This window comes from Selenomonas sp. oral taxon 892 str. F0426, from assembly GCF_000468035.1.
Lineage (GTDB): Bacteria > Bacillota > Negativicutes > Selenomonadales > Selenomonadaceae > Centipeda.
In genome coordinates this window covers 148,630-161,636 of sequence record NZ_KI260546.1, presented here as the reverse complement: position 1 = coordinate 161,636, position 13,007 = coordinate 148,630, and the positions used below count along the sequence as shown (strand labels likewise).

13 protein-coding genes and 1 tRNA gene are annotated in these 13,007 nt (G+C 53.8%); 1 reads left to right on the top strand and 13 read right to left on the bottom strand.

What is annotated here, in order from left to right; all coding sequences use genetic code 11:
* Nucleotides 1–55 precede the first annotated feature (55 nt).
* From HMPREF1992_RS10205 to HMPREF1992_RS10145, 13 genes are all read right to left on the bottom strand, one after another.
* Nucleotides 56–541: an AsnC family transcriptional regulator gene (locus tag HMPREF1992_RS10205; protein WP_021685830.1), complete on the bottom strand. Its 486-nt coding sequence runs from the start codon at nt 539–541 to the stop codon at nt 56–58.
* Nucleotides 542–562: 21 nt separating this feature from the next.
* Nucleotides 563–1,021, bottom strand: a complete 459-nt coding sequence (locus HMPREF1992_RS10200; RefSeq protein ID WP_037359601.1) for an AsnC family transcriptional regulator — start codon at nt 1,019–1,021, stop codon at nt 563–565.
* A gap of 144 nt (nt 1,022–1,165) precedes the next feature.
* Nucleotides 1,166–1,789, bottom strand: coding sequence for a ribosome biogenesis GTP-binding protein YihA/YsxC (yihA, locus tag HMPREF1992_RS10195; protein ID WP_037359598.1), 624 nt, complete (start codon nt 1,787–1,789; stop codon nt 1,166–1,168).
* A gap of 11 nt (nt 1,790–1,800) precedes the next feature.
* Entirely contained in the window at nt 1,801–4,116 is a 2,316-nt protein-coding gene (gene lon, locus HMPREF1992_RS10190) for an endopeptidase La (RefSeq protein WP_037359595.1), read from the bottom strand.
* 70 nt (nt 4,117–4,186) lie between these two features.
* Nucleotides 4,187–5,452, bottom strand: a complete 1,266-nt coding sequence (clpX, locus tag HMPREF1992_RS10185) for an ATP-dependent Clp protease ATP-binding subunit ClpX (protein ID WP_021685826.1) — start codon at nt 5,450–5,452, stop codon at nt 4,187–4,189.
* A gap of 12 nt (nt 5,453–5,464) precedes the next feature.
* Nucleotides 5,465–6,076 carry an ATP-dependent Clp endopeptidase proteolytic subunit ClpP gene (gene clpP, locus HMPREF1992_RS10180; protein ID WP_037359592.1) on the bottom strand — a complete coding sequence of 204 codons (612 nt, stop codon included), beginning with the start codon at nt 6,074–6,076 and terminating at the stop codon, nt 5,465–5,467.
* 23 nt (nt 6,077–6,099) lie between these two features.
* Entirely contained in the window at nt 6,100–7,389 is a 1,290-nt protein-coding gene (tig, locus tag HMPREF1992_RS10175; RefSeq protein ID WP_021685824.1) for a trigger factor, read from the bottom strand.
* Between the two features lie 145 nt (nt 7,390–7,534).
* The gene (locus tag HMPREF1992_RS10170) at nt 7,535–8,116 is read right to left on the bottom strand and encodes a GerMN domain-containing protein (RefSeq protein ID WP_037359589.1); all 582 of its coding nucleotides are present in this window, start codon (nt 8,114–8,116) and stop codon (nt 7,535–7,537) included.
* A 2-nt stretch (nt 8,117–8,118) separates the two neighbouring features.
* Nucleotides 8,119–9,159 (bottom strand): N-acetylmuramoyl-L-alanine amidase, encoded by a 1,041-nt coding sequence (locus HMPREF1992_RS10165; protein ID WP_051290513.1) that lies wholly within the window; start codon nt 9,157–9,159, stop codon nt 8,119–8,121.
* Nucleotides 9,160–9,211: 52 nt separating this feature from the next.
* Nucleotides 9,212–9,412: a DUF3006 domain-containing protein gene (locus tag HMPREF1992_RS10160; RefSeq protein ID WP_021685821.1), complete on the bottom strand. Its 201-nt coding sequence runs from the start codon at nt 9,410–9,412 to the stop codon at nt 9,212–9,214.
* Nucleotides 9,409–10,314, bottom strand: a complete 906-nt coding sequence (locus HMPREF1992_RS10155) for a ComEC/Rec2 family competence protein (protein ID WP_021685820.1) — start codon at nt 10,312–10,314, stop codon at nt 9,409–9,411. Before HMPREF1992_RS10155 ends, HMPREF1992_RS10160 begins: the two co-directional genes overlap by 4 nt.
* Before the next feature lie 21 nt (nt 10,315–10,335).
* Nucleotides 10,336–11,670: an NCS2 family permease gene (locus HMPREF1992_RS10150; protein ID WP_021685819.1), complete on the bottom strand. Its 1,335-nt coding sequence runs from the start codon at nt 11,668–11,670 to the stop codon at nt 10,336–10,338.
* Nucleotides 11,671–11,721: 51 nt separating this feature from the next.
* A tRNA-Ser gene (locus HMPREF1992_RS10145) sits at nt 11,722–11,812 on the bottom strand.
* A gap of 231 nt (nt 11,813–12,043) precedes the next feature.
* On the opposite strand from HMPREF1992_RS10145, the gene HMPREF1992_RS10140 reads away from it, so the two are divergent.
* On the top strand, nt 12,044–12,952 hold the full coding sequence (locus HMPREF1992_RS10140) for a LysR family transcriptional regulator (RefSeq protein ID WP_021685817.1): 909 nt from the start codon (nt 12,044–12,046) through the stop codon (nt 12,950–12,952).
* Nucleotides 12,953–13,007: the final 55 nt, after the last annotated feature.

Below are 13,007 nucleotides of genomic sequence, written 5' to 3'. Positions count from 1 at the left end.
GAGACATAAAAAACCGGAAGGGTTCGATCCCTTCCGGTTTTTTGTCCCAAATCGGTTATTCCATAAAATATCGCATCGAAGCCTTTTTCCACTCTTTTTTGGTGTAGAGCATGCAGCGCTCCTCGATGCCCGCTGTGGCGGCAAGTTCCGCTGCAATGACTTCGCATTCTTCACGGCTGTACCCGTGAATCATGGTGTAGAGATTGTAAGGCCAGTCCGGAGTGCGGTTGCGGTCATAGCAGTGCGAGACGCGAGGATGCTCTGCCATCCGGCCTCCGACCTCGTCCACGCGCTCGTCAGGCACATTCCACACACAAAGGCAGTTCGAAGTGAACCCCACCTCGCGGTGCCGGAGAACCGCCCCCATTTTGCGAATTTTCTTTTCTTCACGCATGGTTTCGATGCGTGCAAGCAGAGCTTCCTCCGTGATGCCGATCTCCTCCGCCAGTACCTTATACGGCTCTGCCACCAGAGGAAACTCGCCCTGCAGCAGACGGATAATCTTGCGATCGAGTTCCTCGATCTCGACGGTCTCTGTCATGATAATCCCCCTTCCCGCAGGTCACGCCAATTTAAACTGCACATTGATCTTATAACGGCGATTAGCTCTGAGGCCCATCAGCCCCTTGACCCCCGGCAGCGCTGCAACGTCCGCGAGAATTCTCTCCTCGGCCGCAGGTGATGGGGTCAGCAGGGTAAACCAGAGGTTATATTTCCCCTCCCGTTCATAGTTGTGCGTTACTCCGGCATAAGTATTGACCGCCTGCGCCACAGAGGGCAAATGCTCCTCCGCAACGCGCAGAGCAATAAGCGTCCCGTGGTAGCCAAGGTGCTCCGAGTTAAAGAATGTGCCGATGTGCCGAAGGTACCCTTCCTGCTTCAGGTCTTCCAAACGGCTGAGCACATGCTCCTCCGTTGTCTCCAACATCTCTGCCAAACGCGCAAACGGCCGCGAACACACCGGCAGGTTTCCCTGCAGGAGGTTCAGCAGCCGTTTATCAAAAGCCGTCAATGGTGTCATTGCAAACATCCCCCATAATACACAGCGCGGCACTCTTCTGCAGCCACAGATTTCGCCTTGCTCAGGGGCTTTGGACATACGCGTATACGCATCGTCCGCATCATGAGGCGCAGAAAGATGAACCGAATTCATTTCTTTCTGTGCCTATTCTACCAAATACTCCCTCATCACGTCAAGTAATTCTGAACGTCCTTCATTTTTTGGAGAGGCGTAGGGCAGAATGGTCAGCTCCGGCACACCAAGTGCCTTTTGCATCGCTGCAATCTGCGTGCGCCGCGCGTTCTTTCCGATCTTATCTGCCTTCGTGGCGATAACGAGCACGGGGATGTCATGCTCAACGAGCCAGTCAAACATCCTGCGGTCAGACTCCATCGGTGTGTGACGAATGTCGAGCAGGAGACAGACAAAGCGCAGCTCCTCCGCATGGAGAAAATACTCTTCGATAAACTTCGCCCACGTCTTTCTGCTCTCACGTCCGACCTTTGCATAGCCGTAGCCCGGCAGGTCGACGAGATGAACGGAATGACGCTCCTCTCCCCCGTCGATCTTGAGAAGCAGTTCATAGAAGTTGATGGTCTGTGTCTTGCCCGGCTTCGAGGAGACACGCGCAAGCTGGCGAATGCGTGTCAAGGAGTTAATGAGAGAGGATTTTCCAACATTTGAACGCCCGATGAAGGCGACGGCAGGACGGCGTTCCTCAGGATACTGATCCCGCCGTACGGCGGAGGCAAGATAGGTCGCTTTTGTGATAACAACCGACTCCGGCACGTCCACACCTCCTAGTTATACAAAGCAATCTTGAGTACCTCGTCCATGTGGGCAACGGGTACAAATTCGAGTGAGGAGCGTACGGCATCGGGGATGTCCTCAATATCACGCTCGTTCTCCTGCGGCAGGACGATGGTCTTGACCCCCTCACGATAAGCGGCGAGAGTCTTTTCCTTGAGTCCGCCGATGGGCAACACATTCCCGCGCAGTGTAATCTCCCCCGTCATGGCGACATCGGAGCGCACCTTGCGACCCGTGAGCGCTGAGATCATTGCTGTCGCCATCGTAATCCCGGCCGAGGGGCCGTCCTTTGGAATCGCCCCCTCAGGCAGATGGATGTGGATATCATCCTTTTCGTAGAAGTCCTCGGCGAGATGGAGAGCACCCGCACGGCTGCGAACGTACGAAAGCGCCGCCTGCGCCGATTCCTGCATCACCTCGCCGAGCTGTCCCGTGAGGATGAGCTTGCCCTTGCCGCGCAGAATATTGACCTCGGTGCGCAGCACATCGCCGCCGACCTCCGTCCACGCAAGCCCCGTCACAACACCGACGAGCGGCTTCTTCTCCTGTTTTGCCGCGTGATACTTAGGACGTTCAAGAAAGTCCGCAAGATTCGCCTTCGTCACAGAGATGGGCGTTTTCTCATCGGAGACAATACGGCGTGCCGCCTTACGGCAGAGACGTCCGATAACGCGCTCAAGTTCGCGTACCCCAGCTTCACGCGTATAGGAGCGGATGATCTCAGGCCAGACACCCGCACCCACACGGATGTCCTTCGCCTTTATCCCGTTCTGGGTGCGCTGACGCGGCAAAAGGTGGCGTCGCGCAATCTCGATTTTCTCCAGTTCCGTATAGCTCGACAGGTTCAGAATCTCCATGCGGTCACGCAGAGGAGATGGAATCTTAGCAGCATTGTTCGCCGTCACGATCCAGAAGACACGCGAGAGATCAAAGGGCAGCTCGACAAAGTGATCGCTGAACGTGCAGTTCTGTGCAGGGTCGAGTACCTCGAGGAGTGCCGCCGAGGGATCCCCGTGGAAGTCCATGGCAATCTTATCGACCTCATCGAGCAGGAAGACCGGATTCCGCGTACCCACACGACGAATCCCCTCGATGATGCGCCCCGGCATTGCCCCGACATAGGTGCGCCTGTGTCCGCGTATCTCCGCCTCATCACGGATGCCGCCGAGCGAGATGCGCGTGAACTTGCGCCCCATCGCGCGTGCGATCGATGCACCAAGCGATGTCTTTCCAACACCCGGCGCACCGACGAGGCAGAGAATGGGTGCGTTCTGTTCGGGGGCAAGGCGGCGTACAGCGAGATAATCCAGGATTCGCTCCTTGATCTTTTCGAGGCCATAGTGGTCCTGCTCGAGTACCGCTTGTGCCTCTGTCAGGTCAACATGCTCCTCTGTCATCTCCGCCCATGGAAGCTCGATCAGAGTATCAAGATAGTTGCGAATGACGCCGACCTCTGCGCTCATGGAATGACTCATATCGAGCCGATGAATTTCACGTTCAATGGTCTCACGCACGACATCAGGATACTCCTTTGCCGCCAGCGCCTCGCGATAGCGATCCACCTCGGCCGCCTTATCCACATCGTCGCCAAGTTCCTTGCGAATGGCCTTGATCTGCTCGCGCAGGTAGAAATCACGCTGGATCTTGTCCATTTGCTTGCGGACGCGTCGATTGATCTCACTCTCGATTCCCATAATGTCCAGCTCGTGCACAAGTGCCTGATAGAGGCGTTCCAGACGATCATTCACGTTGATTGCCGCAAGAAGTTCTTGACGCACTTCGTACTTCAGGTTCAGGTGACTCGCAATGATGTCTGCAAGACGCCCCATATCCTCCATAATGGAGATGGATACGAGCGCCTCCGGTGGTATCTTATGAGAGAGTTTGACCCATTCCTCAAATTTACTTGTGATCCCGTGTACGAGCGCCTCCACATCCTTACTTGATGGTTCGTCCTCCGGCTCATCGACCGCATGCACATCCGCCTCGGCATAGTTTGCCCCCTCGCGGATGGCAAGGATCTCCGCACGCTTCTGTCCATCAACGAGAATGCGCAGGACACCCTCAGGCATACGCAGAAACTGACGAATCTCCGCAATAGTACCGACATCGTAGAGATCGTCCGATGTTGGATCATCATTCTCGGGATCACGCTGCGCCACGACAAGGATACGACTATCACCAGAAATGGCGCTCTCGATCGCGGCAACGGATCGATCTCGCCCCACGTCGAGGTTGACCATCATATGGGGATAGACCACAAGTCCGCGAAGCGGGAGAAGTGGGAGAGTTCGTTTCTCAGACATTGTATTTCCTTCCGTCAATCTATCAAAAAAAGGAGCTCCGCTATGCAGGCTCCTTTCGTAAAGTATCACCTTAGTTGGCAACTGCCATCTTTACAGCACCGGCACCGTCAATGGTTAAGATAGGATCACTGTGGTTCACAATGACATCCTTTGTAACCTGACATGCGGTTACGCCCTGAATCGAAGGCACTTCATACATGACATTTCGCATGATCCCCTCGATGATGGATCGCAGTCCACGCGCCCCCGTCTTGTGTGTGAGCGCCTCTTTCGCAATGAGATGAAGTGCCTCATCCTCGAAGGTGAGCCGCACGCCATCGAGCTCAAGAAGTTTCTGAAACTGCTTGACAAGAGCATTCTTCGGCTCTGTCAAGATGCGTACGAGCGCATTCTCATCGAGCGAGTTCAGCGTCACAACAACGGGCAGCCGCCCGATGAACTCAGGGATCAGGCCGTTCTTCATCAGATCCTCAGGGATCACCTTGCTGAGCGATTCACCGACGGAAACACGTTTTTTCGAGCGCACCTCTGCTCCGAACCCCATCTGCTTCTTCCCGAGGCGTGATTCAATGATCTCCTCGATGCCGTCAAACGCACCGCCGCATATGAAGAGAATGTTCGTCGTATCGATCTGCAGCAGCTCCTGCTGCGGATGCTTGCGCCCGCCCTGGGGGGGCACCGATGCCGTCGTTCCCTCAAGAATCTTGAGGAGCGCCTGCTGTACGCCCTCACCAGAGACATCGCGCGTGATGGAGGGATTCTCCGACTTGCGTGCAATCTTATCGATTTCATCGATATAGATGATCCCGCGCTGTGCCTTTTCGATGTCGTAATCCGCCGCCTGAATCAGCTTCAACAGGATATTTTCGACATCCTCACCGACGTAGCCCGCCTCGGTGAGAGAAGTTGCATCCGCGATTGCAAACGGGACTTTCAGAATACGTGCAAGCGTCTGGGCAAGCAGGGTCTTGCCGCTTCCTGTCGGCCCCAGCATGAGGATGTTGGACTTCTTCAGCTCCACATCCTCGTTCTTCCCCTGCCCCATGTTGATGCGTTTGTAATGGTTGTAGACAGCGACAGAGAGCGATTTCTTCGCCTCGTCCTGACCAATGACGTATTGATCTAGAATGTGGCGGATTTCCTTTGGTTTCGGAACATCCTTGAGTCCGACTTCAACATCATCGCTGAACTCCTCTGCTATGATCTCGTTGCAGAGTTCAATGCACTCATCACAGATATAGACACCGGGTCCTGCTACGAGCTTGCGCACCTGCTCCTGCGTCTTGCCGCAGAACGAGCATTTCAGCTGCCCCTTGTCTTCCTCTCCAAATTTCATCGCGTCACCCCCTCAGCCTTTATCCTTTGCGGATGCAGCCTTGGGACGGGTAACAACCTCGTCGATCAGCCCGTAGGCCTTGGCTTCTTCAGCCGACATGAAGTTGTCGCGCTCCGTATCTACATTGATCTTCTCGGGGTCCTGCCCCGTGTGGCGTGCAAGGATATTGTTGCCCACCTCGCGCAGGCGCAGGATCTCCTTCGCCTGGATCTGGATGTCGGTCGACTGTCCCTGCGCACCGCCGAGCGGCTGATGGATCATGATACGTGCGTGCGGCAGCGCGTAGCGTTTCCCTGCCGCCCCCGCCGTCAGCAAGATAGATCCCATGCTCGCCGCCTGCCCGATGCAAATCGTTGAAACATCGGGCTTGATATACTGCATCGTGTCATAGATAGCAAGTCCTGCTGTCACGACACCGCCTGGGCTGTTGATGTAGAGGTGAATATCCTTGTCCGGATCCTCGGACTCGAGAAACAGCAGCTGTGCCACAACGACGTTAGCTACACTGTCGTCAATCGGTCCCCCCAAAAAGATGATGCGCTCCTTGAGCAGACGGGAGTATATGTCGTAGGCACGTTCCCCGCGGCTCGAGTTCTCCACCACCATTGGTACGTAATAACTCATGTGTTCCTCCCACAGGGGGTGTCTTATGCCGTGATGTTGTCCACAATGAACTGCGCCGTCTTCTTGCGCAGAACGGTCGCGGCAAGGTCACTGACACGTCCCTGCTCCTTGATGATCTTCTGAACCTGCTTCGGCGTCGCACCGTACGAAAGAGCCATCGCATAGACTTCCTGATCGAGATCCCTTCCCTCGACCTTAATTCCCTCAGCCTTTGCGACCTCCTCAAGCATGAGATCCGTGCGGACGTTCTTCTCTGCCGTCTCGCGGTACTCGTCGCGAATGCGCGCCATGTCGAGCCCCGCGTACTGGAGATACTGCTCGAGGCTCATTCCCTGCTGCTCGAGACGCATCGCCATCTCCTGAATCATCGCTGTAATACGATTATCCACCATGACAGGGGGGATCTCCATCGTGCAGTTATCCGTCGCCATATCGATCGCCTTCGTGCGGCGATCGGCCTCTGCCTGACGCTCCGCAGCTGCAAGAAGATTCTTGCGGATATCCTCGCGAAGCTCTGCAAGTGTCTCGAAGTTGCTCGCCTTCTTCGCGAACTCGTCATTCAGCTCCGGCAGCTCACGCGACTTGATGCTGCGAATGGTGCACTTGAACAGTGCTGGCTTGCCCTTCAGATTCTCCGCATGATACTCCTCGGGGAACGTAACGTTCACCTCGCGCTCCTCACCGATCTTTGCACCAATGAGCTGATCCTCAAAGCCCGGGATGAAGCTGCCCGAACCGATCTGAAGCGGGTAGTCCTCCCCCTTGCCGCCCTCGAATGCCGTGCCGTCAACAAAGCCCTCGAAATCAAGCGTTACAAAGTCATCCTTCTTGACTGCGGCATCTGCCGGTGCGTCCACGAGGGTTCCCTGATGCTGGCGCATGCCCTCGATCTGACGGTCGATGTCCTCATCGGACACGGTAACTTCCGGCTTCTCCACCGTCAGTCCCTTGTAGTCGCCGAGCGTAACCTCCGGGCGCTGCGTGAACTTCGCTGTAAAGACGACATCCTTCCCCTCCTCGAGCGTTACGATGTCAATCTCGGGACGCGTTACAGGCTCCATATCCTGCTCAGTCAGTGCATCCTCAAAAGCCTGCTGTGCAACACTCTCGAACGCTTCCTGCAGAATCGCATCCTTGCCGACGAAATTCTCAACAATCTTGCGGGGTGCCTTGCCCTTACGGAAACCAGGAATGTTCACGCGTCCAGAGATACGCTTTGCAGCGCTCTCCGTCGCCTTCTCCAGGTTTGCCTGCTCAACTTCAATCGTCAGAGTGACCTCGCGGTTCTCACCATGCTCTGCCGTAACCTTCATTGTATAAAACAACCTCCTGCTTTTTTCCTATGGAAGTACGCTTATGCGCCTCCCGCTATGCGGACATGCAAAGAGCATAGCGCCCGCGATTGTACCTGTATGGTATCACAAAAATGCCGAAATGACAAGCGACGGAATTCTTGCCTTAGTTCAGTAGTTCCGTCATGCGTGGGAGTGGATCGGAAAGATCCATATGTCCCGATAGGGTCTCCACAGATGCGCCATCGATAAGAATGCGTACCTTCTGTATCTCAGGAAAGTCCGTCAGCGTGTTCACAATGGAGCCGATAAGCATTTCCTCTCCCGTCGAACCGCCGCTGAAATTCGATTGAAGCTCTTTGGAGAAATCTACAGTGGCAACGCCATCCTTTACAGTGACTCCAAGCAGCTTTGCTTTCTTAGGGAAAACATTCGTCTGCCCCTTCTCCTTCGTACCCGTGAGGAGGGACTTCATTGCTGCCGTATACTTATCATCTTTGTCCGTATGCACTGTGCGGCTGACAGCAACGAGCCCAGTCCCGTCATTTCTTGGATAGTAAACGTTCACCTGGCATTCCTTCGGTACTGTCGCAGCAGGAGATTCTTTATCCTTCATCTGTTCTGCCTGTGTAGCAGTTCCTGGCTGTGTCCCCTTTTGCTCATCACCGCATCCCGCTGTCAAGAGCAAAGCAGCAGCGCAGACAAGTGACGCCAGTGTATATGTTATCACTTTCGTTCGCATTGACATCTCTATTTTTCTCCTTCCTCATCAAAGTATCGTTCAATGGCACGTAAGAGTGCCTGCGCGAGCTTCTCCTGATAGTTTGTGTCTGCAAGCAGAGCCTCCTCGTCTGGATTCGAGAGAAAACCAAGCTCTACCAGGGATGCCGGAATATTAGTCTGCCGCAAAACGTAGAAACGCGCATATTTCACGCCGCGATTATAGAGTCCGCCTGCCTCCGCCAGTTCCTCATTGAGGAGGGTTGCGAGGTGTTCATCCGCATCCGTCTTCGGGTAGTAGTACGTCTCCATACCGTGTGCGTCTGGATTTGTGAACGAGTTGCAGTGCACAGAGAGGAAGATCTCTGCTTCCGGATGTTCTCGGCTGACGTCCACACGTGCGCCAAGCTCGCGTGATGGCGAGCTGCCCGCATGGGAGACATCCGCATCCTCTGTGCGCGTCATAATCACCGCTGCACCGGCCTCATACAGGAGTTCCTTCAGACGTTTGGACACGGCAAGGGCGACATCCTTTTCACGAAGCCCCGAGTAGCCGACCGCCCCCGAGTCACTGCCGCCGTGGCCGGGATCGATCACAATGCTGTGTCCCTGTGCAGGACTTGGATGTGCCGCCGGCGCGAGAATATCTACGACGAGATATTCTTTCACCTTGTCGTGCGGGTCCCCCGGCATTGTACGAATGCGGAAAGCATCTTTATGGAGAAAAGAATCCTTTGCCTCAATCGTTAGTATCGCGTCATCCTTGCCCTCCGGCATGATGGTAACCTTATCCGCAAGTGTCCCCTGCGGTACATATTCGGACGGGAGTTTCTTGTCGAGCTTCACATCCTCAAGTGCAATGCGCAGCTCACTCTGCTCGTTTGCCATGATGGCATAGGAAAGATCTCTGCGGTTCATACCGATCTGAATCCGCACGGCATCTCGCCCATCAATCTCGAGGGCATGGCTCTCAATGCTCATCAAGCGGTGGATTTTCCCTTTTGCCTCACCAGTCCCACTCATAAAAAGAGTACAAGAGCAGACAAAAAGCACTGCCAATGTGAGCAGCATCCTCACCCAACGAAAGTCATTCCACCGTATCAATACCGATAACACCTCCTCTTCATTCCTTCAGCAGGTCCAGCGCCTCAGCCTCTGCAGCTTCTGTAGCTGCCGCGTCACGCTCCATCGAGATCGTCAGATAGTCTCCCTCGGAAATATCCGGAGGAAGAAAACTGCGCGGAAAATTTACTTTTTCCATGGCATCGCCAAGCAAAAGGACCGCGTATGTTCCTTCAAAACGGTCGAGATAGGCCGAAATCATTGTTTCTCCCCCCGTTCGAACGATATATGGTAGGTCTTTCCATCACTGGTTATAGTGATCGTCCCGTTCTCAGCTGTTACATAAACAGGAATATTAAGTGCATGATACTTCTTCATTGTCTCTTTGTGCGGGTGTCCATAGTCGTTGTTCACCCCACAGGAAATGACTGCCGCCTCGGGCTGAACAGCACGCAGGAAATCCGCCGAGGAGGAAGTCTTGCTGCCATGATGTCCGGACTTTAGAATTTTGCTCTGCACATTGCTCCCTGCGGCAAGAATGTCATGCTCCTCCTTCTTCTCCGCGTCGCCCGTGAACATCATCGTGAAATCTCCGAAGACAATCCGCCCAACCACAGACTCATTGTTTGGATCGTGCTTATAACCCTTCACATTTCCTTCCTTCACAAGCTGCGCCGATGGGGCAAGTACCTCAAACACGGCACCTCCGCCGAGATCGACACGGTCACCCGCGACGAGTCCCTTGCGCTCAATTTTCTTCTCCTTGAGCTTCTTTACATAGCCAAGAAAAAGCTTCGAAGTTGAGGGCATCCCATTGTCATAGACCATGCCAATGGAGTACTCATTGAGCAGGACATCCATGCCCCCAATGTGATCGGCATGGGGATGCGTGAGAATGATCGTATCGATTTTCTTGATGTCTGCCTTTTTCAGCTCGGCACGGAGCTTGTCCCGCTCGTCCACATCACTCGTATCCACGAGAACGTTTTTTTCCCCTGTCTGGACAAGAATCGCATCTCCCTGCCCAATGTTGAGAACCTTGACCGTAATCGTGCCCGCTGCAGTATGCGCAGCATCCGAGACAGGCGCAGTGCTGCAGCCCATAAGGAACTGCGCAGCGAGGAATGCTGCTCCCGCAAGGGCAGAGACAATCCACCGTTTCATTTGCAATCCCCTCTCCGTTATTTACGAACGCAGCGCCAGGTTGACTAGGAAAGCGAGTGACACGAGATACATGATCCAGCTGACCTTCTTATACTGTCCCGCAAAGAGTTTCATCACCGTATAGCTGATAAAGCCAAAGGCAAAACCGTTCGCAATGCTCGAGGTAAGCGGCATCATGATGATCGTAAGGAATGCCGGCAGTGCATTCGTAAAGTCTGAGAAGTCAATCTTGCCGACCTCGGACATGAGCAGTGCTCCCACGAGAATCAGCGCAGGCGCCGTCGCAAAAGCAGGAACAAGACCGATGAGCGGTGTAAAAAGCAGTGCCGCAAGGAAGAGAACCCCGGCAGCCACAGCGGTAAGCCCCGTGCGTCCGCCAGCAGCAATTCCTGCCGCACTCTCAATGTAGGATGTAACCGTTGACGTACCAAATACAGCAGACACCATCGTTCCAACAGCATCCGTCGTCAGAGCCTTGTCGATGTTCTCGATGCGGCCGTCTGGCTTGACCATCTTTGCCTTCGTTGTAAGACCAATGAGAGTTCCCATATTATCGAACAGTTCAACAACCGTAAACGTAAATATGATGGAAACGAGGCCATAGTGCCATGCCCCAGCAAGATCGAGCTGACCGAATGTATCGCCCATATGCGGAAGAGAGGTACTGACAATATCGCTGATTCCATGAGGCGCCGGCGTCATACCGAGCACCATCGCGAGAACAGTGGTCACAAAAATGCCAATCAGGATAGCGCCATGCACATTGCGTGCCATCAGCGCCGCCGTAAAGAGAAGCCCAAAGAGTGAGAGCAATGTGGTTGGCTCAGTTACATGACCAAGAGAGACATAGGTCGCCGAGTTCTCGACGATGAGACCTGTTCCCTTCAGTCCGATGAATGCAATAAAGAGTCCAATACCGACACTGATCGCCAGCTTCAGATCACGCGGTACGGCATTGATAATTGCCTGTCGTATACCGCCGAGCGTCAGAATGAGAAAGAGAACGCCCGAGAAGAACACGGCACCGAGAGCTACAGTCCAATGGAGGCCAAGAACACCACAGACGTAGTAGGCAAAGAACGCATTAAGCCCCATGCCAGGTGCGAGAGCAACCGGATAGTTCGCAAAGATGCCCATCGTCATAGAAGCAAGCGCCGCAATCCAGATCGTCGAAGCAATCGCAGCATCCTTTGGAATCCCTGCATCCGTGAGAATGTTGGGGTTGACAAAGAGAATGTATGCCATCGCGATAAAGGTCGTTAGTCCTGCGATGAGCTCCGTGCGGACAGACGATCCCTTTTCTCGTACCTTGAAATACCGCTCGATAAAGGACGGCGATGTCCCCTGTATCTCCATGTAAGCATCTCCTTAGAAACAAAAAAAGCCCGATCAGGCTCAGAATAAAAATGGCGGAGTGGGAGAGATTCGAACTCTCGCAGCGGTTACCCACTCTAACGATTTAGCAAACCGTCCTCTTCAGCCTCTTGAGTACCACTCCATATTCATTTCACGCGCTCTTTGCGACATGAGATATATTAGCAGAACATATAAAGGTTGTCAAGAAGAAAATGAAGGACAAGTGCCGATCGTATCCGGAAATATCAGTCCTCCCGCGAACATGAATAAGAGTAATAAAAAAAATACAAAATCCATATAAAAAATTACCCTATCTTCATTGTCTACATGACCTTTACTCGATATAATAAGTATAAAAGAAAGGAATAATGGAATGGAACTTGCACAATTAAAATACTTCCAAGTAATGGCGAATATCCGGCACTTCACCCGTGCGGCACGCATACTCGATGTGACGCAGCCAGCGCTGAGCCGTTCTATGTCAAAGCTGGAAAAGGATCTCGATGTACGTCTATTCAAACGCTGCGATGGTGAGATCGAACTGACCGCCGAGGGAGCGCGTCTTCTGCGTCGGGTCGATCGTATCCTGCGCGAGGTCGAGTGTGCGCGGGCAGAAGCATGTCTCACCGATGAAAAGACGTCCTCGGAGTTTCGGCTCTCCTTCATCCACTCACTCGGCAGCTATGCCCTGCCGCGCATCATCCAAGATTTTCGTGCAAGTTACCCAGACATTCGCATTCTGCTTAATCAGCAGGATTCAGCAACACTGGCACAGCAGGTTGCCGCCGGTGAAACGGATCTCTGTCTCTGCTCCACAATGCCGACGACAGAGTACAGCACGTGGGTCTATCTCTGGTCGGAAGAGCTCTTCGTTACGGTTCCTCTGGGGCATCGATTCACTGAGCATGACAGCATCAATCTGAACGAGCTTGCTGATGAGCCGCTGATTGCAATGAAGAGCAGCTACAGCCTACGCATCCTTGTCGATCAGTTCTTTGATCTCGCAGGCGTCCATCCTGAAATTATGTTCGAGGGTGATGATATATCGACCGTATCAGGACTTGTCGCCGCAGGCCTTGGGGTCAGCCTCCTGCCAAAGCTCGCTGGAGTTGAGCATCCAGAACTTCGCTATATCCCCGTTTCCTTCCCCATCTGCAAGAGGGCTGTCGGCGTTGCGTGGAATACGCAACGTAAAATGTCCCCTGCAGCCGTCTGTTTTCAGCAGTTTTTGATCCGACGTTTCGATAACGCTCTGGAGCGTCGCCCGTCAGTGAACGGGTGAAATAAAAATAAACCGTGAAGATTCGCAATGCGGACCTCTTCACGGTTTATTTTTC